Here is a 23,877-nt window from a genome sequence, read left to right as displayed (position 1 = left end):
CTGCGCTTATGCGCGGCGGTCGGTCGCGCGCGCCCGCGTCGGCGCATCCTTGCTGAGATCGAGCGCGTGGAAATAGGCGCGGCGTCGCAATACGGCTTCTTCCGGAAACTGCCTCACCACCAGGTTGGTGCGATTGTCGACCACCTGGTAGACCACGGCGCGCGCGTCGCGGTCGATGATGACCTGGTCGGTGACCGACGGCGCCTGATTTGAAATCGACGCGTTGACGGCGTTGGGGTCGATCGTGACGCGCACGCTCGGCTCCGGAGCGGTGACGCTCTGGCTCGCCGGCAGTTCGGTCTTGACCGCCTTCTGCGCCGCATCGCTCACGGGAGTGATCATCGGCGCCGCGACCGGTGCCCCCACCGGCTTGATGTTGAAATCTGTACTCATGGCAGCCTCGTAGTGCACAGGCACTAGTTTGCTTGAGTCAAATCCCAACCCCTCACGATCCGCAACTCTACGGGGAACCTCTCAATACGGTGTTAGAAAACACGCTGAATGCCGCGCTGCCGCGACCGCGTCGAATTGAGCTAAATTGCAAGCACGCGCGTCACAGCGTGCGGCTGACCGCGATCGGCGTCATGTTGCGCGGGCCCGGCGTGGCGCGCTGTCCGCTTGCGGTATAGGTGTTCGGAATGTTGCGGCGCTGCACCTCGGCATTGACGCCGCGCACGATCCCTTCGGAGACGGCGTGCGCAGTCGCAAGCACCGTCAAGTTGACTTGCAGCATAGCGCGGAACGTCTCGTGATGACGCCGCAGCGTCGCGAGCAGTTCGGGGTCGGTCTGTGTCAGCATCTTCTGCATCGATTTCAGATGCTCCACCGCGAGCATGTAGCGCCGCGACAGATCGGATTTCTGCGCCTCGAGCCGCATGCCTTCCCGGATTTTGCCGGCGCGGACGAATTCGGTCTCCTGCTCGATGACGGCGAGCAGGCCGCTCATCACTTCCGTCAGCTCGTTGGCGAGCCGTGCGACGTCCGGAGGCGTCGACGTCGCGGGACGCGCGGCGGGGGCGGGCGCTGGCCGCTGCGGTGGACGCTGGTTCATCGCGCTTCTCCTTGGGACCGTATCAGCTCTTGTTCGCCTGCTGCAGGATCAGCGAGCGGAACACCTCGTTGGAAATGCCGACGCCGCCGGCCTTGGCGAAGTTCTTCGAATATTCGTCGGTCAGCATCGACCGCCACGCGCCGGTGCCGACCGTGTCGCCGTACGGGCCGTCGCCTTTCAGGCCAGTCGTCATCTGCGAGAACATCGAATTGAGGAACATCGATTCGAAATCGGTCGCGGTCGCCTTCGCCTTAGTGATCTGCTGCGGCGAGACCTTCTTCATCGCGTCCTGCAGCACGGGATCGGGGCGGCCGTTGAACATCGGCATCAGCGCCTTGTTCGGCATGCTGCCCGTGGTGCTGTTGATCAGGCTCGCCATCACATCAACTCGATATCTGCTTCGATCGCGCCGGCGGCCTTGATCGCCTGCAGGATGCTGATGAGGTCGCGTGGCCCGATGCCGAGGCCGTTGAGGCCGTCGACGAGCTGCTGCAGCGAGACGCCGTCCCTGACGACCGCGAATTTCTTGCCATCCTCGCTGACGCCGACGCTGGTGCGCGGTGTCACCACGGTTCGGCCGCGCGACAGTGGATTGGGCTGGCTGACTTGCGGGCTCTCGGAGATTGAGACGGTGAGATTGCCTTGCGCCACGGCGACGGTGGCGACCCGTACGTCGCGGCCCATCACGATGATGCCGGAGCGCTCGTCGATCACGATCTTGGCCGCGAGGTCGGGATCGACCTGCAACTGCTCGATCTCGGTCAGGAAGGCGACGACGTTGCCCTTGAACTCCGGCGGGATCGAAAGCTGCACGGTGGAGGGATCGATCGGCTCGGCGGTCTTGACGCCGAGATAGTCGTTGACCGCGGCGGCAATCCGCTTGGCGGTGGTGAAGTCGGCATTGCGCAGCGCGAGCCGCACGTTAGGCAGGCGATTGAGCGCGAACTCGATCTCGCGCTCGATAATGGCGCCGTTGGCGATCCGGCCGACGGTCGGCACGCCCCGGACGACGCTGGCGGCGGCGCCTTCGGCCGCGAAGCCGGCGACCGCGACCGATCCCTGTGCCACCGCATAGACATTGCCATCGGCGCCGAGCAGGGGGGTGACGAGCAGGGTTCCGCCCTGCAGGTTCTTGGCATCGCCGAGCGCGGAGACGGTGACGTCCATGCGCGTGCCCTGGGTGCCGAACGCCGGCAGATTGCCGGTCACCATCACGGCGGCGACGTTGCCGGTGCGGATGGTGGCGCCGCGGATGTTGACGCCCATGCGCTCGAGCATCGCCTGCAGCGACTGCTTGGTGAAGGGGATGTTGTTCAGCGTGTCGCCGGTGCCGTTGAGGCCGACCACGAGGCCGTAGCCGATCAGCTGGTTCTGGCGCACGCCCTCGATATTGGCGAGATCCTTGATCCGCGACGTTGCGGCCACAGGCCCGGCGGACGCCGCCAGCGCCAGCAGCGCGGCGCAGGCCATCCCGAATAAACGTGCGATCCGGATGCCGGGCATCCCAAACTCCCCTCAGACCTAACTCGCGGATCACGCGACACTCCCATGACGGCGATCCGCCATTAACCATGCGAGTGGCGTGCCACATCGCTTTGGCGGGGCAATGTGTTGATATATTTATAGAAATTGTCGGATGGCCATTCGCCACCGGTTCGCCAGGGCGCGCGAAACTGCCGTGTGGCGGCAGAAATTGCCGGGTCGTTTACGCAGCGTTAACCATAAAACGGCGATGCTCGCGGCATTCAGGCCTGCGGGATCACCACGATGCGCATCTACGGACCGAACGGCACCACGCTTGGCACGTCGACCAGTTCCACGCGGCGGACCTCGTCGAGCGGCTTCTCGCTGCCGGACGCGACGACCGCGCAGGAGGAGGTCCGCTCCACCGCGGCACCGAAGGCCGCCGCCAGCCTCGATGCGCTGCTCGCGCTGCAGGGCGTCGAAGACCCGACCGAACGCCGCAAGCGCTCGGTGGCCCGCGGCAAGGGGGCGCTCGACGTGCTCGACGCGCTCAAGCTCGGACTGCTGTCCGGCAATTTCGATCCCTCCACCGTGAGCCAGCTGCGCAGCGCGGCGGCGAACCTGAAGGAATCCTCCGGCGATCCCGGCCTCGATGCCGTGCTCGGCGAGATCGAGCTGCGCGTCGAGGTCGAGCTCGCCAAGGCCGGGCAGTACTAGGCTCCTCCCGATCAACTCATCTGTCTTGCGCAACTGACGTCTCAAGTCCGCCAGTGCTTCAGGCCGCCAGTGCCTTGCGCTGCGTATCGTAGCGGCGTTGCGCGGCCAGCACTTCCTTCAGATTCTGTTCGGCCCAATCGCGTAGCGGATCGACCGCTTCGGCGAGCGTCGATCCGAGCGGCGTGATCGAATATTCCACGGTGACCGGAACGGTGGCGATCGCACGGCGGCGCAATAGCCCATCGCGCTCCAGGCTTTTCAGCACTTGCGACAGCATCTTCTGCGAGATGCCCTCGATGGCGCGGCGGAGCTGGTTGAATCGCATCGGCTCGCTGCGCAGCAATAGCAGGATCAGCACCGCCCATTTGTCGCCGACCCGGTCGAGGATCTGGCGCGTCGGGCAATTGGCGGCATAGGCGTCCGGCTTCAGGCTGGCGGCTTTCATCGGGTTACTCCGGCGTAATCAGGTGAGACAAGAGTGCCTTCTTCACACCTACATCCATTTCGCTATCTAGTCACCATTGGAAACCATCAATCGGAGACTTGAGATGAAGATCGCCATCGCCGGCGCGTCCGGCCAGGCCGGGTCGCGCATCACGGCGGAACTCGCCCGCCGCGGCCACGCCGTCACCGCCATCGCCCGCAACCCCGAGAAGATCGCCGATCTGCCCGGTGTCACCGCCAAGAAGGGTGACGTGAATGACGAGGCCGCCCTGGCCGCGCTGTGGGCCGGCCACGATGCCGCGATCAGTTCCGTCCATTTCTCGGTCAGCGACCCCGCCAAGCTGATCGGGGCGGCCAAGGCGTCCGGGACCGGCCGCTATCTGGTGGTCGGCGGCGCCGGCAGCCTCGAAGTGGCCCCCGGCGTCCGCCTGGTGACCACCCCGAACTTCCCGGCCCAGTACAAGGCCGAAGCCTCGAAGGGGGCCGAGTTCCTCGACCTGCTGCGCCAGGAAAAGGACCTGAACTGGACCTTTCTGTCGCCTTCCGCCCTGTTCGTGGCGGGCGAGCGGACCGGCAAGTTCCGCCTCGGCACCGACCAGCTTCTGACCGCCACGGACGGAAAAAGCTGGATCTCGTTCGAGGATTTCGCAGTTGCACTCGCCGACGAAATCGAGCGCCCGGCCCATATCCGCAGGCGTTTCACGGTCGGTTATTGAAGGGCCGGGAGAGGGCGCAAGAGACGGCGCAGGGCGGCCCCCAGGCAGGGCGGATAAGTTTGCCTGTGCAAGGCCTTGGGGGCAGCCCGCCTTTCCTGGTTGCAGATATTGTCTGTCACATGTCGTGGCTATATAAGGCGCCGCGCGGAGGGGTTTTGTTCCCTCCGCCTGACAGGGACATGGCTGCCTTTGGAAAAGCTGAAGAACTACCGGCCGACTGAAAAAGAGCCTTTCATGAATGAGCGGCAGCGCGATTATTTCCGCGCCAAGCTGCTGGCCTGGAAGGATGAGATCCTCCGCGAATCGAAGGTCACGCTGCAGACGTTGCAGGAAGAGAACGTCAATCACCCCGACCTCGCGGACCGAGCGTCCTCGGAAACTGACCGCGCGATCGAACTTCGTGCCCGCGACCGTCAGCGCAAGCTGATCTCCAAGATCGACGCGGCGCTCCAGCGCATCGAAGACAACACCTACGGCTATTGCGAAGAGACCGGCGAGCCGATCTCGTTGAAGCGGCTCGAAGCCCGCCCGATCGCGACGCTGTCGGTGGAGGCGCAGGAACGCCACGAGAAGCGCGAGAAGGTCTATCGCGACGAATAGTGGCGGCTGATCGCCACGGATTGATCCCGGTGCGCACCGGTTGTAGGTTCGCGCCGCCATGATGACACGTACTCTCAACATCGCCTCGGTCTTCTTCCTGGGTTGATCCCGCTTCCACGAGGAAGCGCTGATCGCCCCGGCAAGATCTGCTTGGCCGGGTTCCAGTGAACCGAATGAGCCGGTCAGGTTCCGCGCATCGCGGAGCAGCGATGGCTGGCGACAGTTTGAGAGACAGTCATGATTCATCGAGACGACGCGCGTGCGCTTGACGGCGCGCAGATTGAGCAATTCATCGAACAGGGCTTTGTCCGGATCGACAACGCCTTTCCCCGCGAACTCGCCGATGCCGGACGCGCCATCATGTGGCGCGACCTGCCGTGCAGCGAGCACGATCCCTCGACCTGGACGCATCCGGTGGTGCGGCTGCCCGGCTATGGCGAGGAACCGTTCCGGCAGGCGATCAACACGCCGGTGCTGTATCGGGCGTTCGACCAGATTGCCGGCCTCGGCCGCTGGTCTCCGCGCCACAACATCGGGACCTTTCCGGTGCGGTTTCCGCATCCGGACGATCCCGGCGATGCCGGCTGGCATATCGATGTCAGTTTTCCCGGCGACGATTGCGACCCGAACGAACGCAGCGACTTCTCCGCCTGGCGGGTCAACATCGTCTCGCGCGGCCGGGCGCTGCTGATGCTGTTCCTGTTCTCCGATGTCGGCGAGCCCGACGCGCCGACCCGGATCAGGGTCGGATCGCACCTGCCGATCGCGCGCTATCTTGCGCCGGCGGGCGAGGCAGGACGTGCGCGCATGGTGCTCGACGAGATGGGCGCCGATTGCGAGGTCGCACTCGCGACGGGCGCGGCGGGGACGGTCTATCTCTGCCATCCCTTCCTCGTGCACGCCGCGCAGATGCATCGAGGAACGAGGCCGCGCTTCATGGCCCAGCCGGCGCTCGGCAGTGGCGAGCCATACCGGCTCGAGCGTGACGACGGCGCCTACTCGCCGGTCGAGATCGCGATCCGGCGTGCGCTCGGCATGGGGTGAAGTGCGATGGCCGTTTGGTGAAGCGGCCGCGCCACGCGCTGGCTCCACCTCTCCCGCTTGCGGGGGAGGTCGGATCGCATCGTTAGATGCGATCCGGGTGGGGGCTCTCTCCGCAATACGACTCGTGGTGATACCCCCACCCCAACCCTCCCCCGCAAGCGGGAGAGGGGGCCGAGTCCCGGTGCCGATGCAATCGGTCCTCACTCAGCCAATTCCAACTCCAAGCTGCGTCTCGCCTGCTACGGCGCTTCGTCGGGCGACGAAGATCTTCGACCACGCCAGCAATTCGCGGAAGGCCGGCGTCAGGCTCCAGGCCGAATCCGTCAGCTCGTAGGCGACCTGCAGCGGCTTCTCGATGAGCACCTTGCGCGCGATCAGCCCGTCGCGCTCGAGCTCGCGCAGCTGCGCGGTCAGCATATGCTGGGTGATCGGCGCGAGCGCGCGGCGCAGCGCGCCGAACCGCACGCCGCCATTCATCAGCGTGAACAGGATCTCGAGCTTCCACTTGCCGCTGAGCGCGTGGATCGCGTGCTTGAACTCGAGCAGCAACGCGGGGTCGGTCGGGCAACTCTCGCAGTCACTGCCGTCACACAGATCGCTGGTATTGTTTTCCATACCGGTCTCGATTTTCATTCTACTTGCCCGAACAGAGATAGTGACCAGATGCGGTCTGTGCAGGGTGGGCGGCGCGACGTCCGGACCCGCTGAACCATGGAGAGGCGAGGGCATGAGCACGGTTTTGGTCACGGGCGGAACGGGCTTCATCGGCGCGCATACGATTCTGCAGCTGCTTGCCGCCGGGCACGCGGTGCGCACCACGCTGCGCAATCCGGATCGCAGCAAGGACGTCATCGCGATGCTGCGCGAGGGCGGTGCTGATACGCCCGACCAGGTCGGTTTCGTCACCGCAGATCTCTTGCGCGACGACGGCTGGCGCGAGGCGGTCAGGGGTTGCGATTACGTGCTCCATGTCGCATCGCCGCTCGGCGCCCACGTGCCTGAGGACGAGAACGAGCTGATCGTTCCGGCGCGTGAAGGAACGTTGCGGGTGTTGCGCGCGGCGCGCGAGGCTGGCGTCAAGCGTGTCGTCATCACATCGTCGTTCGCCGCGATCGGCTATGGCCATCCGCCGCAAACGGCGCCGTTCGACGAGACCGTCTGGTCCAATCTCGATGGCGGCGACGTGCAGGCCTATCCCAAATCGAAGACGCTGGCCGAGCGCGCCGCCTGGGATTTCATCGCACGCGAAGGCAATGGCCTCGAGCTTGCCGTGGTCAATCCCACCGCGGTGTTCGGCCCGGCGCTGGGGCCCGACTTCTCCGAGTCGATCGGCATCATCAAGGCGCTGCTCGACGGCGCGATGCCGGCGGTGCCGCGGATCCATTTCGGGCTCGTCGACGTGCGCGATGTCGCCGACCTGCATCTACGCGCCATGACCTCGCCCAAGGCCAGGGGCGAGCGCTTCCTGGCGGTCGCCGGCGAGGCCCTCTCGGTGCTTGCCGTTGCCCGCCTGCTGCGCGAAAAACTCGGCAGCAAGGCGCGGCGTGTGCCCCGGTTCCAGGCGCCGGATTGGCTGATACGGCTCGCCGCACGGCGCAACCCGTTGGCCCGCGCCACTCTGCCGCTGCTGGGCAAGGTGCGGCGTTCCACCAGCGCCAAGGCGCAGAACATGCTCGGCTGGCGCCCGCGCGGCAATGAGGAGATGATTGTGGCGACCGCCGAGAGCCTGATCAGGCTCGGTTTGGTCAAGGCCTGACGGCAGCTCACGTCCAGCATGCTTGCCAGATGCGTCGGCGAGTGCTGAATTGCTGTGAGCAGACAGGGGCGCCACGGCGCCGCCGAGAACATCAGGGAGGCTGCGCAGATGGACCGGGTCGTCGCGGCCGCAAAGGCGATCGCCGCCGCGCGCCGCAATCGCGCGCCGCTGAAGGCGCTCGCCAAGGACGTCGTGCCGCGCGACGAGGCCGAAGGCTACGAGGTGCAGCGCGCGCTGCACGATTTGCTGCTGGAACAGGTCGGCAGCCTGGTCGGCTACAAGATCGGCTGCACCAGTGCGGTGATGCAGGAATACATCAACATCCCGCATCCCTGCGGCGGCGGGGTGTTCGAGAAGGTCGTGCATGACAGCGGCGTGCAGCTGCCGGCGGCCGATTTCGTCCATGTCGGCGTCGAGTGCGAGATCGCGGTGCGGCTCGCGCGCAGTCTCGCTCCCGGCGAAGCGCCGTTCACCGCCGAATGGGTCGCGGAGGCGATCGAGGCCTATTATCCGGCGATCGAGATCGTCGACGACCGCTACGTCAAATGGGAGACGCTGGGCGCGCCGACGCTGATCGCCGACGACTTCTTCGCGGCCGGCTGCGTGCTCGGCGAGGCGGTGCCGCGCATCACCGTGCCCGATCTGCGCAAGGTCACCGGACGCGCGCTCCTCAACGGCAAGGAGGAGGGGCGCGGCACCGGCGCCGACGTGCTCGGCCATCCCCACAATGCGCTCGCCTGGCTCGCCAATCATCTCGCCGCCGAAGGCCGCGGCCTGCATGCCGGGCAGATCGTGCTGACCGGCAGCCTGGTCAAGACAATATGGCTGAAGGCCGGCGATGCGGTCGTGATGGAGCTCGAGGGGCTCGGCAAGGTGGAAGCGACGTTCACCTGACTTGCCATGCTCGCCATGTCGAATGGTCGCCATTCCCTAGGGGTGACCGCTCGCACATGTCTGAACCGAACCGTCCCACACGGCCCTGACCGCCTCGAACGGCACGGTCAGCCGCGCATATTTGCGCTTGAACCAGACCCCGACCTCGAAGCCGTCATCCTTCACCACCAGGCGATCGAACTCGTGTTGCAGGATGATCGTGATCTCCTCGGGGTATTGCTCGATCACGGCGGCAGGCAGTTTCACGCCATCGGCCTGGTTGCGAAGGTGATGTTGACCGGCCGGTCCTCCGCGGCATGGCGGAGCGATGCGGCCATCTCGACCCGCTTCGGCGCGGTGTTGCAGGGTTCGGCGCCGGCGCGCCTGGTGAACGAGGCCGCCAGCAGCAGCACCAAAGCAATCCTTCCGCACCCGATCCTTCGCTGCCCAATCCTTCGGGGCCCAATCCTTCGCTGCCCGTGCCACATCCGACCTCTCCATGCCGCTCGCATGGTTTCAGTGGCCGGAGTCCACGCCGAGGTTCACGTCGCCGGTCGTTTCGCGTCCGTGACCAGCTCGACCTTGCCGTCGGCCAGCCGATAGACCGCGCCGACGATCCTGAGCTTGCCCTGATCGACCGCGGCGCTGAGGATCGGCGTCGCCGATTTGAGCTTCGCGACATTGTCGATGACGTTCTGCGTGATGGCGTTGGCGAGCCGGTCGCCGGGCTTGCCTTCGGTCGCCTTTATGGCCGGCGCGAGCGCGTTGACCAGCGAAGGCAGATGGCCGGGCAGGGTGGTGTTGTCCTTCAGCGACTTGATGGTAGCGTCGACTGCCCCGCAGGCGTCATGGCCCAGCACCATGAACAGCGGCACGTTGAGCACCGCCGCCGCATATTCGAGGCTTGCGATCATCTCATCGCTGGCGAAATTGCCGGCGACGCGGCAGACGAACAGATCGCCGCGGCCGGTGTCGAAGGCGTACTCCGGCGCGATGCGGGAGTCCGCGCAGCTCAGGACGCCGGCGAACGGATTCTGTCCGCCGGCCAGCGCCTCGCGCTCGTGCTTGAAATCATGCCGCCGCGAGACGCCCTCGACATAACGGAGATTGCCCTTCACCAGCCGGTCCAGCGCCGCGTCCGGCGACAGCACGTTCTGCGGTTTCGGCGGCGGTTTCGTCTCCTTGGCGGAGACCTGCGGCGCAAGGGCGAGGCTGGCTGCGGTGCACGCCGCGGCAGCGAGGAAGCGGCGCCGTGAGGTCTGGGTGGGAAGAGTGACGTCGCAGAGTTGGCACATCAAGGATCTCCGTGAACAAGGACTGCATCCGCGCAATGGTTGTAAATCATGCGCAGCGCCATCGCAACGGGCTCTCATGTCGCGCGACATACACCGTTGTCGTCCTGGCCTAGCGCGCAATTGCGCACGGGAGCCAGGACGACGATGAGGATGGTTCTCGATTCAACCTGTCAAACAGCTTGTTCGCTGTCATCGCCCGGCTTGACCGGGCGATCCAGTATTCCAGAGACGCTAGGTGGTGTGGACACTTATCGCATCCATAAGACGATGGCTGCGAGAGTGACGACGGCCAGGTAATTTCGGGCGGTCTTTTCGAAGCGGGTTGCAACGCGGCGGAACTGCTTGAGCTTTGAGAAGCAGCATTCGACGAGATGACGCTGGGCATAGAAATGCTTGTCGAGTGGATATTTGAGCGCCCGTGACGGGTTGTTGGGGATCACGGCGAGCGCGCCTTTGGCGGCGATGGCTTGGCGCAAGTGATCGGCGTCATAGGCCGTATCGGCCATGACGACCTCGGCGGATAAGCCTTCGATCAATGCGGCGGCTTGCGGTGCATCGCCCTTCTGACCTGCGGTAAGCGTGAACCGCACCGGACATCCCAAGCCTCGAACGGCCATATGTATCTTGGTGCTCAGGCCGCCGCGCGAGCGGCCGATCGCTTGATCTTCCGCTTGATCTTCAGCCCCCCCTTTTTGGCGCCGGCGGCGTGCTGATGCGCCCGAACAATGGTGGAATCGACGATCAGATATTCGAAGTCCGGATCATCGGACATCGCCTCGAAGATCCGCCACCAAACACCCTTGATGCTCCATCGACTGAAGCGCCGGAACACGCTGTTCCAGTCCCCAAACACCTCCGGAAGATCGCGCCAGGGAGACCCCGTACGCACGATCCACAGCACACCTTCCACGAACATCCGGTTGTCGCGCCCGGTGGAGCCCTTCTGATCGGGGCGCCCTATGATCAGCGGCGCTATCCGCTCCCACGCCGCGTCGCTCAATACCAAACGGTCCATCACACCCAAGGCGGCCTCCCCAAAAGCAGCCTTGAATCTGATTTGCTCCTAAAAGGGAATCCTTAGAGTCCACACCACCTAGTGCTTGAGCCGAGGGGCCGCGGCGTACTGGATCGCCCGGTCAAGCCGGGCGATGACAGTGTGGGTGGGGACGCAACTTCGCGTTCTCGCGACATGATTTGCCCGAGCTTTGCTCTTCGTTCCGCCCTCTTCGAACAGAGGGCGCAGGGAAAGCCGGGTGCCGATCGCACCCATGGGCCCCGAGCAAAGGATGAAAGCTCGGGGGTAGGACCACAGGTGTAACCGGAGCAATCCGGCTTTCCCTGCGCGATGGGTTACGGCTTATACGTGCTCTCCCCGGCGAGACTGGGCTTGTTTGTCACCGCCTTCGCAAGACGCAATTGCGTCTCACAAGGGGACACCGGCCGCTAGGGCGTCAGGACCACACGACTTCACCGTCCGCCTTGCGCGTCCTCGTCAGTGCCACGCTCGGCGTCCACCGCATCCCACACCGCGTTCGTGACGACCGCGAAGCGCCCCTCGATCGGGTGAGACGGGCGAACCATACATCAAATTATCGTTCCGATAAACCGAAATATTTTTGCTGCGGGGGCTTGCGCCGTCGGGCAACTCAGTAGCAGGGGCCAGCCGCTATCCCCTCATCATTCCGGGACAGTTTCAGCGGTTCGCGCGATGCACGCTTGATGACAGGCTCGAGCTTAGTCCGGAAACCATTCATCCGCGAGATGTGCGGCCCGATGGATTCCGGGTTCTCGCGGAGCCTGTCATCGGGCCGCGCTCTGCACGGACCCGTTGGCGAGCCCGGAGTGACGATGGAAGTGTTTCTGGATCGAAACGCATCGCATCGTTCTGATTCGAAGACCCGTCTTCTCACCGCAGTGAAATCTGATAGCTTCGTGCAGCTGGCCCTCGGGCAATTGGTCCTGCCAAAAGAAGGCTGGCGATCGTACCATCGATTCGCGCACGGCATTTTCGAGCGCACCAGATACGTAGTTTTTGCGCCGGCTTTCGCAGTGTCGACAGCGGCGCGCACATTTCGCTGACGTACATTTTGAATCCAGAAATCGATCAGTGCTCGATCAACATATTTAATTGATTGGAGGCATCGTCATGATCCGCAGCGGATCGTTAGCACTCGTTATCGGTGCGATATTGATCAGCCCGGTGAGCGCGGCATCGGACCTGGTCGCGCGGGGTGATTATCTGGTCAATGGCATCCTGACCTGTGGCAACTGCCATACGCCGAAGGGGCCATCGGGCGAGATCACGGATAAGGCATTTTCCGGCGGCGCGTCATGGGACGAGCCACCTTTCAAGGTCACCGCCTCGAACATCACGCAGGACAAGGAAACCGGCATCGGCAATTACACCGACGCCGAGCTCAGGCAACTCCTGCGCAAGGGCATCAAGCGCAACGGCGCACCGGTCGCCATGATCATGCCAAGCGGCTTCTACGAGATTATGACCGAGCGCGATCTCGATGCGGTGATCGCTTATCTGCGCACGATCAAGCCGATCAAGAATGCGGTGCCGGACCCGATCTACAGGATGGTGCAACGACATCCCGTCCCCCCGGGCGGTGATAGCGCGTACACCGAGGCGATGTTGGGCGACAAGGTGCAGCAAGGGTTCTACCTCACCACGATCGCGCACTGCATGGAGTGCCACACGCCGATGGGGCCGCAAGGGCGAGAATTTGCAACCAGGCTGGGCGCTGGTGGCGGCAAGTTTCCGGGACCTTGGGGTGTATCGGTTTCGAGGAACATCAGCTCCAGCAAGACGAACGGCATTGGCGGCTGGACCGACGACGAGATCAAACGCGCCATCACTCAGGGCGTCAGCAAGGATGGCAGCAAGCTCAATCCGCCGATGGGTTTCCACTACTACGCCACCGTGTCAGCTGCCGATCTCGATGCCATCGTCGCCTATCTGCGTACGGTGCCGCCAAAAGAGTAGTCCGAAAGTCTCTTGGGCCTTGCATTTGCGGGACGGTCTGTTGTTGGCCGAGCCGAATTGGCGCGGCCGCATTCGGCAGGCTTGACGGATCTGGCCGACTTGCTCCAGCGGACAAATCGGCTTCGGCGAATAACCCGCGGGCTATGAAAGGCTGGAGCGATCATTGCTCGGAATGGAGCCGCAAAAGCCTTAACGAGACAAGTCTCATCACAATCGCACCCCGCAAGTTTCCCGTTGACATATCCATAACTGACCGATTATGAGTTAATCCATAGCCATTAGGTTATGGATCACAAAATGCCTGACGCCCACGACATGCTGTTTCGAACCCTTGCGGACCCGACCCGCCGGGCGATCTTCGAGCGCCTGTGCCGCGAGGGCGAGCAGACCGTCGGCGCGCTGACGGCCCGCGGGAAAATCTCGCAGCCGGCGGTGTCGAAACATCTCGGCGTGCTGAAACACGCCGGGCTGGTGCGCGATCGCCATGAAGGCAGGCAGACGCATTACAGCGCGCAACTCGGCGCACTGGCGCCGCTGATCGACTGGACCAGCCAGATGGCGGGCTTCTGGCAGAACCGGTTCGACCACCTCGAAGATCTCCTCAAAAGGATGGACCAATGAACAAGACCACCGCTGAGACGCGCTCCGCGATCGTCGAGCGCGAATTTCCCCATGCGCCGGAAAAGCTCTGGCGCGCGCTGACGCAACCGCATCTGATCGAGGAGTGGCTGATGAAGAACGACTTCAAGCCCGAGGTCGGGCACAGCTTCAATCTGCGCGGCGAGTGGGGCGGCGTGCTGGACTGCAAGGTGCTGGCCGTCGAGCCGCACAAGACGCTGTCCTACACCTGGAATTTCGCGCACGAAGATGCCGCCTACAATCTCGAGAGTGTGGTGGTCTTCACGCTGACGCCGACGGCGAAGGGCACCCATCTGCGCGTCGAGCAGTCCGGCTTCCAGCCGCATCAGAAGCAGGCCTATGGCGGCGCCCATGCCGGATGGAAGCAGTTCCTGGAGAATCTCGATCAGCTGATGACGCGGCCGGAGTGAGGCCCGCACAACACCCATCAAACAGGAGGTCACATTGAACTGGAACAACTGGATCAGGCAACTTCACCGCTGGCTTTCGATTGCCTTCACGGTCGCCGTCATCATCAACATCATCGCCATGGTGCAGCAGCAGCAAGCCGTGTGGATCGGTCTGCTCGCGCTGTTTCCGCTGATCTTCATGCTGCTCAGCGGCCTGTATCTGTTCGCGCTGCCCTATCTGGCACCGCGGCGGGGACCGACCTCGGCATCACAAGTGTGATGCCCGGGCATCTCAAATATGATTGCATGACGCAGTTGAGGAACACGAGGCGGACATGACGGCATCGGAACGTATCGACCGGATGATCGAGGATCTCACCGACTGGCGCGGCAAGACGCTGGCCAGCCTGCGCAAGAGCATCCTCGCCGCCGATCCCGGCATCATCGAGGAGTGGAAGTGGATGGGCAGCCCGGTGTGGTCGCGTGACGGAATCATCGCGGTCGGCAACGCGCACAAGGGCAAGGTGAAGCTGACCTTCATGTACGGCGCGCAGCTGCCGGACCCCGACAAGCTGTTCAACACCGGCTTCGAGGGCAATGTGCGGCGCGCGATCGACCTGTTCGAGGGCGACAAGATCAACGACCGCGCATTTAGGGCCCTGATCCGCGCCGCGATCGAACTCAATCAGGCCAAATCGAAGAAGCCGGCCAAGAAAGCTGCGAAAGCGGCGGCGGGTGCCCGCGCGGCCGCGAAGAAAAAGGCGTGAGTTGTGATCGTGCGTTGCCCGCTGACTCGATCGAGCTGAGATGATCAGGACCAGGCTCGCCACATCGTCGGACGCGGAAGCCGTCTCCGCGTTGCTGATGGCCAATAGCGGTGACCGGGGCGGCATGCTGCTCGGGCAATGGCCGCGCGATGTGATCGAGACGCGCATTGCAAGCGGGCAATCGATCGTCATCGCGACCGACGAAGCGGGCAGGCTGCTCGGCGCGCTCCTCACGTCGGAGAAGGGATTTGACGAGGCTCCGCCGGTGCAGGCCATGCTGCAGGCCTGGCCGGGGCGTCCAGATGCCTATGTGTATGGTCCCGTATGCATCTCGCAGGACGCGCGCGGCCTTGGAGTCCTGGAGGGGTTGTACGCGAGGCTGCAGGCAAATTTTCCCGGCCGTGAGGCGATCCTCTTCATCAGGGACGACAATCCGCGCTCGCTCAAGGCGCATCTGCGGCTCGGTATGCGCGAGGTCGCGCGGTACGACTTTAACGGCAAGGCGTTCGTTGTGCTGAGCGACCGGCCCGACGCCCCGCCATAGCCGTCGTTCTCGCGGCACAACTCTGGGCAGCGGGTACCGAGCATTCTACGCCGAGATGTCGATGGCCTGGCCGGCCTTGCCGGCGTTCTTCTGGAACGACTGCTCGATCAGCTCCTTGATCTTCTGCTCGACCGCTGCGCGCTGATCCGGCGTCATGTTCTTGAGGTCCTCCTCCGACATGCCCATGCTCTTGAGGATGTTGGCGCGCATGCGGTCCATCGGACTCATCTGCGCGAATTTGAGAAATTTCTGCTCGACGCTGTCGTCGAGCGAACTGCCGCTTGCGGCTTGCGTCGATCCGGTGGCGTCGGCGGTCAGCGGTTTCTTCAACGTGCCGGTCGTCATGCCGGCCGCGACCGATCCGAAGGCGGAGATCGACGTCATCTGTGCGCGCTGTCCCCGTTTGCAATGCTGCAAGCGCGGAGCAATTGGCGTGCCATCCGGCGCGCCAGTGATTTCAAGGAGATCGCGGCGCTCCCATGCGCGTACGGCGCGCGGCGGGCAGCTTCTGCCGGGCGAAGTCTGCCTGGCGTGGCCCTTACGCCTTGGTGTGCACGATCACTGGACCCGCTACAGCGGTGGCCGGCCCGATCAGCAATGGACCGAGATTGTCATCGATCCAGGCCAGCGCGCGGCGGTTGGCCTCCTCGGCGCCGGCGTAATTGTTGAACACGCTGATCGCGGTGACCGTGTCGTCGCCGGCATAGACCACGTAATAGGCCATGAAGCCTTCGACGTCGCTGATGATCGGAATAGCGCCTTCCTTGATCCGGCGCGCGAGTTCTTCGGCGCTGCCAGTCTTCGCCTTGGCGTGACGGATGGCGGCATACATGCGGTCCTCCTTCCGGCTGCATCGATCGGGCTGCGCTTCGCGCATGCCCAATGCTACGCCTGATAGGGCGGAGACGCCATCGACATTGCGGACGGGTCAGCTGAAACGCCTGGTCACGACGGTCGTGCGGCGGTCGGGGAGTTTTGGCAGTCTCGCGACATCCGCGCGTGTTGTCGTGGTTTTTGGGCCGGGGGTGGGCTCCGGCTCGTGCTGCTGCAGAAACAGTGTGGCCTCGAACAGCACGCCGGGGGCCTGCTTGGCTGTGCCCGAGCACACCGCCCGGTTGCCGTTGAACGAGCCGGTCAGCTGTGCCTCGACCTCGTCGCAGCCGAACACCGTGGTGAACGGGCCGTCGGCATATCTGTGCGTCGTCAGGATCGCGGTGAAGCGGTCATCCTCGAGCTGATAGCTACCGCCATAGGTGAACATGGCGTCGCCACCTGAGATCCTGCCATTTGCGAGCTGGACTATTCCGGTGCCTTCGCCGCGCGGCGTCCGGAACCACGCCGCATACCGACCGTCTCTTTGCATGACTGTCATACAAATAGAAAACCCTGCGTTGTCGCCTAGCTACGTTGCAATCGTCTGGACTTCCACTGTGCGCTGCTGCGACGGTTAACGAACCGAGAAAGCGATCGCGTGACTTTCGGAAAGCGGTATCCGACTGGTGCACGCCGATCGCGCGAGCGCACGCTACCGGTCACAAAATGCCACGGCCCTCGCCAGGGGAGCTAGCGAGGGCCGTGTCGGTACACCGCGCCGCGCCTAGGTTCGCGACGAGATGTGGGAGCTCGTGAAAATCTTACTTAGGCACGATCCTTTTCCGAAAACCGGTTTCCACTTTGCGCTCACGCGGCCCTTCGGGTCGGGATCATGCCGTTAGAAGGGCAGCAGCACGTCGAGGACCTGCTGACCGTAACGCGGCTGCTGCACATCAGTGATCTGGCCGCGGCCGCCATAGGCGATGCGGGCCTGGGCGATCTTCGAGGAGTCGATGGTGTTGTCGCTCTGGATGTCCTCCGGGCGCACGATGCCGGCCACGATCAGCTCGCGGATTTCGTAGTTGACGCGGATCTCCTGCTTGCCTTCGACCACAAGGTTGCCGTTCGGCAGCAGCTGGGTGACGACAGCGGCGACGTTGGTCTGCAGCGCTTCCTGGCGGTTGACCGAGCCCTTGCCGTCGCTCGAGGCCGTGGAGTCGGCGGTCAGGATGCGGCCGGGCAGGATCTTGTTCGGCTGCGTGATGGTCTGCGAGCCCAGGAAGTTGGTGACCCCGGAGTCTTCGGAGTTGGTGCGGCTACGCTGGGTTTCGTTGGCGATCGCGGCCTTGTCGGTGATGTTCACCATGACGGTCAGGATGTCGCCGACGCGCGCGGCGCGCTGGTCCTTGAAGAAGGCGCGGGAGCCGCTGCGCCACAGCGAGTTCGGGCTGTAGGAAGCGACCTCGGGCTTCGGCATCGGCATCTGCACCGGCTTGTAGCCAGGCTGCGTCGTCGGGTTCTCGATCTCCGTCAGCTTCGGCTTTTCACCGATCTGGGAGAGACGGTCGATCGACGAGCAACCGCTGGCGATCGCTCCGAGTGCGAACAGCGCACCGGCCAGGACGAGGCGGTTGATACGGTACTGGGACATGAACTTTACTCGGCGTTTGGTGCGACTGAACTCAGCTTGACGGAGGCGGAATTTGGATCGGTGGCATCGGCGGTCGGCGCGGCGCGCGGGGTTGCGACCGAGATCGAGACCTCGCCGCGGCCGGTGACGACGCCGGAGACGGCGCGCTTGGACTGCAAATTCATCACGTTGACCACGTCGCCCTCGGCGCCGCCGTCGATCGCCTTGCCGCGGATCGTGAGGTAGAGACCGGAGGTGCGGTAGATCAGCGTGACGTTCTGGTCGCGGGTGACCAGATCGGGCTTCACCAGGTCGGCGACGCGCAGGGCCTGGCCGGCGCGGAGCTGGCGGCGGACCTGCATGCCGATGGTGCTGTCGCGCACCGCCGCGTCGTTGCCGATTTCGGCCTTCGGACGGCGCTCGATCAGCACGTCGGAGGCCTTCAGCAGCTCGCCGCGCTCGACATTGCGCACCAGCACGGCGGCGTCGATGGTCTCGATCGCGGTGCCGGTGAGGCGCAGCTTGTACGGCGCCGTCCCGGCGTCGTTGCTGATCTCGAAGGTCACGTCGAAACGCGTCGAGCGCGCGTCGTAGCGCACGCCGATCGGCTGCATCGCGCCCGTGTTGGTCGCCTCGAGGCGAATGTCGCCGGGATCGCGGTCGAAGGTCAGCGCGATATTGCCGGCCCGGCCGAGGCCGTGGCGGCCCTCGAGCGCGCGCGACACCTGCTGCTCGATTTCCTTGTTGTCGATGGTGCGCGCCAGCCGCGTGACCGTGATCTCCTTCAGCTCGCGGGTGTCGACGCCGATCACCTGGTGGCTGCGCAGCACGTTCAGCACCTGGGCGACCGGCAGCGTGCCTGTGGTGCCGAGGTCAGGGGCGCGATAGATCGCGATGCTGCCGGCGCTGCCGGCATTGTCGATGAGGTCGCCGACCCGCACGATGTCGTCCGCGACCGTGATGCTGGCGCGCAGCGTCGGCACCGCGATGGTCTCGCTGCGGCTTTGCGCGGCGGCTGGTGCCACGGTGACGGCGAGGAGCGCGGCTGCGATCAGGAGTGAGCGGGCGATCATCGACATCATCCTCAGCGGAACAGGTTGGAGGTCGACTGCATCATCTGGTCGGCCGCGGAGACCACCTTCGAGTTCATCTCATAGGCGCGTTGCGCGGCGATCAGATCGGAGATTTCCGAGACCACCTCGACATTGGCCTGCTCGAGGTTGCTCTGCTGCATGTCGCCATAGCCGTCGGTGTTGGCGATGCCGTCCTGCGGCTGGCCGGAGGCCGGCGTTTCCTGGAACAGATTGTCGCCGATCGGCATCAGTCCGGCCTTGTTGATGAAGCGGGTCAGGCCGATCTGGCCGACATTGGTCGATGCAGTCTGGCCCGGCAGCGTCACCGAGACCTGGCCCTGCGCATTGATGGTGAGGCCGGAGGCGTTCTGCGGGATCGTGATGGTCGGCTGCAACAAATTGCCCTGCGCGTTGACGATGCGGCCCTGGTTGTCCATCTGGAACGAACCGTCGCGGGTGTAGGTGAAGGTGCCGTCCGGCATCAGGATCTTGAAGAAGCCTTCGCCGCGGATCGCGATGTCGAGATCGTTGCCGGTCGGCGACAGCGTGCCCTGGGTCATCATCCGCGGCGTGCCGACGGTCTTGACGCCGCCGCCCAGGTCGATGCCCATCGGCATGATGGTGTTCTGGTCGGAGGCCTGCGCGCCGACCCGGCGCACATGGTCGTAGATCAGGTCCTGGAACGCGGCGCGCTGCTTCTTGTAGCCGGTGGTGCGCAGGTTCGCGATGTTGTTGGAGATCACCTGAACGCTGAGTTCCTGTGCCGCCATTCCGGTCGCTGCTGTATAAAGTGCGCGCATCGGTCAATCCCCCGGATCAGTTCGGCACGTCGGCGAGCTTCTCGATCGCCGATTTGTGCAGGTCGCTCTGCTGTTGCAGCAGCGAGGCGATTTGGGTGTAGGTCCGCGTGATCTCGATCATGCGGCTCATCTCGACGACGGAATTGACGTTCGACTTCTCGATGAAGCCCTGGCGGAGCTGCGCCTTGGTGTCGGGCAGCGGCTGCGTGCCCTCGCCGGGCGCGTAGAGGTTGGAGCCTTCCTTGAGCAGGCGCTGGGCCTGCGCGAACGAGACCAGGCGCAGCTTGCCGCGCACCGAGTCGAGGCGGGACGTGCCCTCCTGCACGGTGATATTGCCGTCGGCGCCGATGTTGACGTCGTGGTCGGTCTGCTGGAACGTGATCGGGCCGGCGTTGCCGAGCACCTGGTAGCCCGAGGCGGTGACGAGCTGGCCGCGGCCGTTGATCTGCAGATTGCCTTCGCGGGTGTAGCGCTCGCCGGCCGGGGTCTGCACCACCAGGAAGGCGTTGCCGTCGATCGCGACGTCGAGCGGGTTCTTGGTCTCTTCGGTCGGCCCCTGCGAGAAGTCGTGGAAGGTCGCGCGGTCCTGCACGAAGGAGACGCGGCGGTCGGAGGACGCGAAATTGTCCTCATGCGCGTTCGAGGACAGATATTCCTGGAACAGCGACCGGTCGGCCTTGTAGCCGTTGGTGTTCATGTTGGCGATGTTGTTGGAGACGACATCCATCTGCCGTTCCAGCACCATCTGCTTCGATAGTCCGACCAGAAGCGTATTCTGCATCGGTGGTTCTCCCCTGTGAGGTGATCCGATGCAGAGGTTCTCCCAAACCTTCACGCCGGACCGTCGGTAACCATTGGGTTCTCCCAAACCCGTTCGTTACGACGTCCTCTCAGCGAAAGCCGTGCCAACTCGAAATATTCAGGTATTTGAACATCTTAGATGTTTGACCGGGTCGTGCGCGGGGCGGCAGAAAGGTCTTGTTGACCATGTTTGCCCGGCAGTTTTTTCCTAGTGGATGGTAAATCCTAAGCTTCCGTTAACCATTATGACCGTAGCGTTGCCTTCATTGGGGCGCGTGTGCGCTGGCGGCATTTGTATCGCGTCTTCAGGCCAAAGCTGGGGCAAATCGCGTTCGCATCCTTCAGAGTGAAGCGAGCGGACGATGGCGGACGAGGAAAAGACGGATAGCGGCGAGGGCGCGGCCGCTCCGAAGAAGGGCAAGCTCAAGCTGATCATTGCCGTCGCAGGGTTCCTCGTCGTGCTCGGCGCGGGCGCCGGCGGATGGTTTGTCTTCATGCGCGGCCATGGCGAGGAGCAGCACGCCGAGGCGCCGCCGCCGAAGCCGCCGAGCTTCGTCGACGTGCCGGACATGCTGGTCAATCTGGTCGGTGCGCCCGGCGAGCGGGTGCAATATCTCAAGCTGAAGCTCGTGCTCGAGGTCAAGGAAGAGAAGCAGGCCGAGGCGATCAAGCCGGCGCTGCCGCGCGTCACCGACCTGTTCCAGACCTATATGCGCGAGCTGCGCCCGAGCGATCTCAACGGCTCGGCCGGCCTGTTCCGCCTCAAGGAGGAGCTGACCAAGCGGGTCAATCTCGCGGTTACCCCCAACCAGGTGAACGCAGTGCTGTTCAAGGAAGTCGTGATCCAGTGACGGGGTGGATGTAAAGTCATGGCCGGCAACGACCAGATGGACCAGGACGCCATTGCGGCCCAGTGGGAAGCCTCGCTCGATTCCGAGGATCCCGCGGCCGCCGCGGCGGAAGCTGCCAAGAACGAGCTCACCGAGAACATGGCGCTGCAATGGGCCGCCATGGTCGAGGACGGCAGCCGCGACTTCGGCGGCAAGACCAATGGCGAGCGCGTGCTGTCGCAGGAGGAGATCGACAATCTCCTCGGCTTCACGGTCGGCGACGTCAGCCTCGACGACCACTCCGGCATCCGCGCCATCATCGATTCCGCGATGGTGTCCTACGAGCGTCTGCCGATGCTCGAAATCGTGTTCGACCGCCTGGTGCGGTTGATGACGACCAGTCTGCGCAATTTCACCTCCGACAACGTCGAGGTTTCGCTCGACCGCATCACCTCGGTGCGCTTCGGCGACTACATGAACTCGATCCCGCTGCCGGCGGTGCTCTCGGTGTTCAAGGCCGAGGAGTGGGAGAATTTCGGCCTCGCCATGGTCGACTCCAACCTGATCTATTCGATGATCGACGTGCTGCTCGGCGGCCGCCGCGGCCAGACCCAGCTCAAGATCGAGGGCCGGCCCTACACCACGATCGAGACCAACCTGGTCAAGCGGCTGGTCGAGGTGGTGCTGTCGGATGCCGAGCAGGCGTTCCGGCCGCTGTCGCCGGTGACCTTCACGATCGACCGGCTCGAGACCAATCCGCGCTTTGCCGCGATCAGCCGGCCGGCCAATGCCGCGATCCTGGTGCGCCTGCGCATCGACATGGAAGACCGCGGCGGCAACGTCGAATTGCTGCTGCCCTACGCCACTATCGAACCGATCCGCAACGTGCTGTTGCAGATGTTCATGGGCGAGAAGTTCGGCCGCGACCCGATCTGGGAAGGCCATTTCGCCACCGAGGTGGCGCAGGCCGAGATTTCGGTCGACGCGGTGCTGTACGAGGCCGACATCCCGTTGAAGGAGCTGATGAAGCTCAAGGTCGGCGACACGCTGCCGCTGGATATCCGCTCCGACGCGCTGGTCTCGGTCCGCTGCGGCAACGTTACGCTGACGGAAGGGCGGATGGGCCGCGTCGGCGACCGCGTCGCGATCCGCGTCACCAAGAATTTGCGCAAACCCCAAACCACCTTCGCGATGTTCGAGAAGGCGGATGAGCGGACCAAGATGATGGAGGCACCATGAGTCATGTGCTTGGACTAGCGATCGAGAGTCTGGTGGCCGTGCTGCTGATGCTGACCATCGGCTATTGCTGGCTGCTCAACAAGCGCCTGCAGCGGCTGAAGGCGGACGAGCATTCGCTGAAGGCGACGATCGCGGAATTGATCACCGCGACCGAGATCGCCGAGCGGGCGATCGGCGGGCTGAAGCACGCGGTGCGCGACGTCAACGAGAACCTCGGCAACCGGCTCGATGCGGCGACGCAGATGTCGGCGCTTCTGAAGACCCAGCTGGCCGAAGGCGATGGCGTGGTGCGCCGCCTGTCCAAGATCGCGCAGGCCGCGCGGCCGTCCGAGCCCGCGTACGCCCCGGCTCCCGCCGTTGCACCGGCGGCGCCGGCGCCCAGGGTTTCCGCCGCCCGCGCGGTTGCCGCGGCGGCTGAAGCCTTCACCGAGCGCAGGAGGGCCGGCGGCCTCGCTGCATGAAGTTGCTTCGTGACATCAGAGTGATGCCAGTGGTGCTGGTCGCGATCTTCGGCCTGATGGTGCTGAAGGTCGCGGGCCTCGTGCTCGATGGCGGTTACGTGTTCGCTGACGAGGCGCGGCCGGCTGGCCCGGCTGGCCCCTCTTGGGCGCAGCAGAACTTCAATTTCCCCGGCGCCGGCAAGGCGGTGGCTGACAGCAAGATCAAAGGCGATCCCGGCGACATCACGGGATCGGTGCACGGCAAGGAAGAGAAGAAGGACGAGGCGCCGAAACCGGCCGCCCCGGCCGCGGAGCCGTCCAAGCCCGACGGCGTGGTGGTCAATCTGGATGCGCCCGCGCCGGTGTCGGCGTCGGAGCGCGCGATCCTGGAACGGTTGCAGGCGCGCCGTCAGGAGCTCGAGACGCGCGCGCGTGAGGTCGATATCCGCGAAGGCCTGTTGAAGGCCGCCGAGAAGCGCATCGAGGCCAAGGTCGAGGAGGCCAAGGCCAATGACGCCAAGTCGAACGCCGATGCGGCGGCAAAGGCGGAAGCCGAGGCCGCCCGCTTCAAGGGCATCGTCACCATGTATGAGAACATGAAGCCGAAGGACGCCGCCAAGGTGTTCGATCGCCTGGAAATGAACGTGCTCTACCAGATCGCCTCGCAAATCCAGCCGCGCAAGATGTCCGACATTCTGGGCCTGATGCAGCCGGAGGCCGCCGAGCGGCTCACCGTCGAGCTCGCCCGCCGCGCCGGCGGCGACAAGTCGGCCTCAACAGACGATCTCCCCAAGATCGAAGGCAAGATCCTCGCACCGAAGACGAATTGAGGGGTCGCGATAGCGCAGGGCTTGCTTCCGGCAGGCTTGCGTCCGCGAGCCAGGCGGGGCCTCGGCGAGGTCGGCGATGGCTCTTGCGACGAAAGATGGATCGGCATCGTCCAGCGCCGGTGCGGCTTGC

Annotated in this window: 32 protein-coding genes and 1 pseudogene; 16 read left to right on the top strand and 17 right to left on the bottom strand. The window is 64.4% G+C overall.

Features of this window, described 5'->3' with window-relative positions:
• Window positions 1-6: 6 nt before the first annotated feature.
• The 4 genes from WDM24_RS28250 to WDM24_RS28235 form a co-directional block, all read right to left on the bottom strand.
• A complete protein-coding gene (locus tag WDM24_RS28250; protein ID WP_166207326.1) occupies window positions 7-393 on the bottom strand; it encodes a hypothetical protein in 387 nt (128 codons plus the stop codon).
• Window positions 394-553: 160 nt separating this feature from the next.
• Window positions 554-1,051, bottom strand: a complete 498-nt coding sequence (locus WDM24_RS28245) for a hypothetical protein (RefSeq protein WP_166305979.1) — start codon at window positions 1,049-1,051, stop codon at window positions 554-556.
• A gap of 22 nt (window positions 1,052-1,073) precedes the next feature.
• Window positions 1,074-1,430 (bottom strand): flagellar assembly peptidoglycan hydrolase FlgJ, encoded by a 357-nt coding sequence (flgJ, locus tag WDM24_RS28240; protein ID WP_166207321.1) that lies wholly within the window; start codon window positions 1,428-1,430, stop codon window positions 1,074-1,076.
• The gene (locus WDM24_RS28235; RefSeq protein ID WP_166305982.1) at window positions 1,430-2,554 is read right to left on the bottom strand and encodes a flagellar basal body P-ring protein FlgI; all 1,125 of its coding nucleotides are present in this window, start codon (window positions 2,552-2,554) and stop codon (window positions 1,430-1,432) included. Before WDM24_RS28235 ends, flgJ begins: the two co-directional genes overlap by 1 nt.
• 264 nt (window positions 2,555-2,818) lie before the next feature.
• Here WDM24_RS28235 and WDM24_RS28230 point away from each other — a divergent pair, with 264 nt between their 5' ends.
• Window positions 2,819-3,232 carry a flagellar assembly protein FliX gene (locus WDM24_RS28230; protein WP_029085376.1) on the top strand — a complete coding sequence of 138 codons (414 nt, stop codon included), beginning with the start codon at window positions 2,819-2,821 and terminating at the stop codon, window positions 3,230-3,232.
• A gap of 58 nt (window positions 3,233-3,290) precedes the next feature.
• Here the strand turns inward: WDM24_RS28230 and WDM24_RS28225 are convergent, their stop codons facing one another.
• Complete coding sequence (locus tag WDM24_RS28225; protein WP_029085377.1) at window positions 3,291-3,677, bottom strand: winged helix-turn-helix transcriptional regulator; 387 nt, start codon at window positions 3,675-3,677, stop codon at window positions 3,291-3,293.
• Between the two features lie 103 nt (window positions 3,678-3,780).
• Here WDM24_RS28225 and WDM24_RS28220 point away from each other — a divergent pair, with 103 nt between their 5' ends.
• The 3 genes from WDM24_RS28220 to WDM24_RS28210 all read left to right on the top strand — a co-directional run bounded on the left by WDM24_RS28220 (window position 3,781) and on the right by WDM24_RS28210 (window position 6,036).
• Window positions 3,781-4,392, top strand: a complete 612-nt coding sequence (locus tag WDM24_RS28220; protein ID WP_166305988.1) for an NAD(P)-dependent oxidoreductase — start codon at window positions 3,781-3,783, stop codon at window positions 4,390-4,392.
• Between the two features lie 234 nt (window positions 4,393-4,626).
• Window positions 4,627-4,992 (top strand): RNA polymerase-binding protein DksA, encoded by a 366-nt coding sequence (dksA, locus tag WDM24_RS28215; RefSeq protein WP_170991616.1) that lies wholly within the window; start codon window positions 4,627-4,629, stop codon window positions 4,990-4,992.
• Between the two features lie 237 nt (window positions 4,993-5,229).
• The gene (locus WDM24_RS28210; protein ID WP_166305991.1) at window positions 5,230-6,036 is read left to right on the top strand and encodes a phytanoyl-CoA dioxygenase; all 807 of its coding nucleotides are present in this window, start codon (window positions 5,230-5,232) and stop codon (window positions 6,034-6,036) included.
• Between the two features lie 204 nt (window positions 6,037-6,240).
• Here the strand turns inward: WDM24_RS28210 and WDM24_RS28205 are convergent, their stop codons facing one another.
• Window positions 6,241-6,651 (bottom strand): helix-turn-helix domain-containing protein, encoded by a 411-nt coding sequence (locus WDM24_RS28205; protein ID WP_338828095.1) that lies wholly within the window; start codon window positions 6,649-6,651, stop codon window positions 6,241-6,243.
• Between the two features lie 112 nt (window positions 6,652-6,763).
• Between WDM24_RS28205 and WDM24_RS28200 the strand changes: the two genes are divergently transcribed.
• On the top strand, window positions 6,764-7,792 hold the full coding sequence (locus WDM24_RS28200; protein ID WP_338828094.1) for an aldehyde reductase: 1,029 nt from the start codon (window positions 6,764-6,766) through the stop codon (window positions 7,790-7,792).
• Between the two features lie 108 nt (window positions 7,793-7,900).
• A complete protein-coding gene (locus WDM24_RS28195; RefSeq protein ID WP_338828092.1) occupies window positions 7,901-8,686 on the top strand; it encodes a 2-keto-4-pentenoate hydratase in 786 nt (261 codons plus the stop codon).
• A 36-nt stretch (window positions 8,687-8,722) separates the two neighbouring features.
• Here WDM24_RS28195 and WDM24_RS28190 read toward each other — a convergent pair whose 3' ends face one another.
• The 4 genes and pseudogenes from WDM24_RS28190 to WDM24_RS28175 form a co-directional block, all read right to left on the bottom strand.
• On the bottom strand, window positions 8,723-8,932 hold the full coding sequence (locus tag WDM24_RS28190; protein ID WP_338828090.1) for a ClpXP protease specificity-enhancing factor SspB: 210 nt from the start codon (window positions 8,930-8,932) through the stop codon (window positions 8,723-8,725).
• On the bottom strand, window positions 8,929-9,078 hold the full coding sequence (locus WDM24_RS28185) for a hypothetical protein (RefSeq protein ID WP_338828089.1): 150 nt from the start codon (window positions 9,076-9,078) through the stop codon (window positions 8,929-8,931). Before WDM24_RS28185 ends, WDM24_RS28190 begins: the two co-directional genes overlap by 4 nt.
• Before the next feature lie 129 nt (window positions 9,079-9,207).
• Complete coding sequence (locus WDM24_RS28180; protein ID WP_166306006.1) at window positions 9,208-9,960, bottom strand: carbonic anhydrase; 753 nt, start codon at window positions 9,958-9,960, stop codon at window positions 9,208-9,210.
• 248 nt (window positions 9,961-10,208) lie between these two features.
• Window positions 10,209-10,984, bottom strand: a pseudogene (locus WDM24_RS28175) (IS5 family transposase).
• A 1,122-nt stretch (window positions 10,985-12,106) separates the two neighbouring features.
• On the opposite strand from WDM24_RS28175, the gene WDM24_RS28170 reads away from it, so the two are divergent.
• The 6 genes from WDM24_RS28170 (at window position 12,107) to WDM24_RS28145 (ending at window position 15,291) form a co-directional block, all read left to right on the top strand.
• Window positions 12,107-12,952: a cytochrome c gene (locus WDM24_RS28170; protein ID WP_338828087.1), complete on the top strand. Its 846-nt coding sequence runs from the start codon at window positions 12,107-12,109 to the stop codon at window positions 12,950-12,952.
• A gap of 297 nt (window positions 12,953-13,249) precedes the next feature.
• On the top strand, window positions 13,250-13,573 hold the full coding sequence (locus WDM24_RS28165) for a metalloregulator ArsR/SmtB family transcription factor (protein ID WP_338690870.1): 324 nt from the start codon (window positions 13,250-13,252) through the stop codon (window positions 13,571-13,573).
• Window positions 13,570-14,001 (top strand): SRPBCC domain-containing protein, encoded by a 432-nt coding sequence (locus tag WDM24_RS28160; RefSeq protein WP_338828086.1) that lies wholly within the window; start codon window positions 13,570-13,572, stop codon window positions 13,999-14,001. The genes WDM24_RS28165 and WDM24_RS28160 overlap by 4 nt, the downstream gene beginning before the upstream one ends.
• A gap of 34 nt (window positions 14,002-14,035) precedes the next feature.
• Entirely contained in the window at window positions 14,036-14,260 is a 225-nt protein-coding gene (locus WDM24_RS28155; RefSeq protein WP_338690868.1) for a hypothetical protein, read from the top strand.
• Between the two features lie 55 nt (window positions 14,261-14,315).
• A complete protein-coding gene (locus tag WDM24_RS28150) occupies window positions 14,316-14,747 on the top strand; it encodes a DUF1801 domain-containing protein (RefSeq protein ID WP_166306018.1) in 432 nt (143 codons plus the stop codon).
• Between the two features lie 40 nt (window positions 14,748-14,787).
• Window positions 14,788-15,291 (top strand): N-acetyltransferase, encoded by a 504-nt coding sequence (locus tag WDM24_RS28145; RefSeq protein WP_338690867.1) that lies wholly within the window; start codon window positions 14,788-14,790, stop codon window positions 15,289-15,291.
• 45 nt (window positions 15,292-15,336) lie between these two features.
• On the opposite strand, the gene WDM24_RS28140 is transcribed toward WDM24_RS28145, so the two are convergent.
• From WDM24_RS28140 to flgF, 7 genes are all read right to left on the bottom strand, one after another.
• Complete coding sequence (locus WDM24_RS28140; RefSeq protein WP_338828085.1) at window positions 15,337-15,675, bottom strand: hypothetical protein; 339 nt, start codon at window positions 15,673-15,675, stop codon at window positions 15,337-15,339.
• A 154-nt stretch (window positions 15,676-15,829) separates the two neighbouring features.
• Window positions 15,830-16,123 (bottom strand): antibiotic biosynthesis monooxygenase, encoded by a 294-nt coding sequence (locus tag WDM24_RS28135; RefSeq protein ID WP_166306027.1) that lies wholly within the window; start codon window positions 16,121-16,123, stop codon window positions 15,830-15,832.
• 96 nt (window positions 16,124-16,219) lie between these two features.
• Window positions 16,220-16,663: a hypothetical protein gene (locus WDM24_RS28130; RefSeq protein WP_414645631.1), complete on the bottom strand. Its 444-nt coding sequence runs from the start codon at window positions 16,661-16,663 to the stop codon at window positions 16,220-16,222.
• A 339-nt stretch (window positions 16,664-17,002) separates the two neighbouring features.
• Entirely contained in the window at window positions 17,003-17,755 is a 753-nt protein-coding gene (gene flgH / locus WDM24_RS28125; protein ID WP_166207275.1) for a flagellar basal body L-ring protein FlgH, read from the bottom strand.
• A 5-nt stretch (window positions 17,756-17,760) separates the two neighbouring features.
• The gene (flgA, locus tag WDM24_RS28120; protein WP_338828082.1) at window positions 17,761-18,816 is read right to left on the bottom strand and encodes a flagellar basal body P-ring formation chaperone FlgA; all 1,056 of its coding nucleotides are present in this window, start codon (window positions 18,814-18,816) and stop codon (window positions 17,761-17,763) included.
• A gap of 2 nt (window positions 18,817-18,818) precedes the next feature.
• On the bottom strand, window positions 18,819-19,607 hold the full coding sequence (flgG, locus tag WDM24_RS28115; protein ID WP_029085395.1) for a flagellar basal-body rod protein FlgG: 789 nt from the start codon (window positions 19,605-19,607) through the stop codon (window positions 18,819-18,821).
• 16 nt (window positions 19,608-19,623) lie between these two features.
• Window positions 19,624-20,388: a flagellar basal-body rod protein FlgF gene (gene flgF / locus WDM24_RS28110; protein WP_029085396.1), complete on the bottom strand. Its 765-nt coding sequence runs from the start codon at window positions 20,386-20,388 to the stop codon at window positions 19,624-19,626.
• A gap of 382 nt (window positions 20,389-20,770) precedes the next feature.
• Here flgF and fliL point away from each other — a divergent pair, with 382 nt between their 5' ends.
• Genes fliL through WDM24_RS28090 form a run of 4 tightly spaced genes read left to right on the top strand, consistent with a single transcriptional unit; the run spans window position 20,771 to window position 23,747 of the window.
• Window positions 20,771-21,259 (top strand): flagellar basal body-associated protein FliL, encoded by a 489-nt coding sequence (gene fliL / locus WDM24_RS28105; RefSeq protein ID WP_338828080.1) that lies wholly within the window; start codon window positions 20,771-20,773, stop codon window positions 21,257-21,259.
• Window positions 21,260-21,277: 18 nt separating this feature from the next.
• Window positions 21,278-22,477 carry a flagellar motor switch protein FliM gene (fliM, locus tag WDM24_RS28100; protein WP_076858773.1) on the top strand — a complete coding sequence of 400 codons (1,200 nt, stop codon included), beginning with the start codon at window positions 21,278-21,280 and terminating at the stop codon, window positions 22,475-22,477.
• Entirely contained in the window at window positions 22,474-22,938 is a 465-nt protein-coding gene (locus WDM24_RS28095) for a DUF6468 domain-containing protein (protein WP_166207257.1), read from the top strand. Before fliM ends, WDM24_RS28095 begins: the two co-directional genes overlap by 4 nt.
• Window positions 22,935-23,747, top strand: coding sequence for a flagellar protein FlbB (locus tag WDM24_RS28090; RefSeq protein ID WP_338690864.1), 813 nt, complete (start codon window positions 22,935-22,937; stop codon window positions 23,745-23,747). The genes WDM24_RS28095 and WDM24_RS28090 overlap by 4 nt, the downstream gene beginning before the upstream one ends.
• Window positions 23,748-23,877 lie beyond the last annotated feature (130 nt).

This window comes from Bradyrhizobium sp. 27S5 (assembly GCF_037217225.1).
Classification (GTDB): Bacteria; Pseudomonadota; Alphaproteobacteria; order Rhizobiales; family Xanthobacteraceae; genus Bradyrhizobium; species Bradyrhizobium septentrionale.
This window is presented reverse-complemented; position numbering and strand designations above follow the sequence as displayed.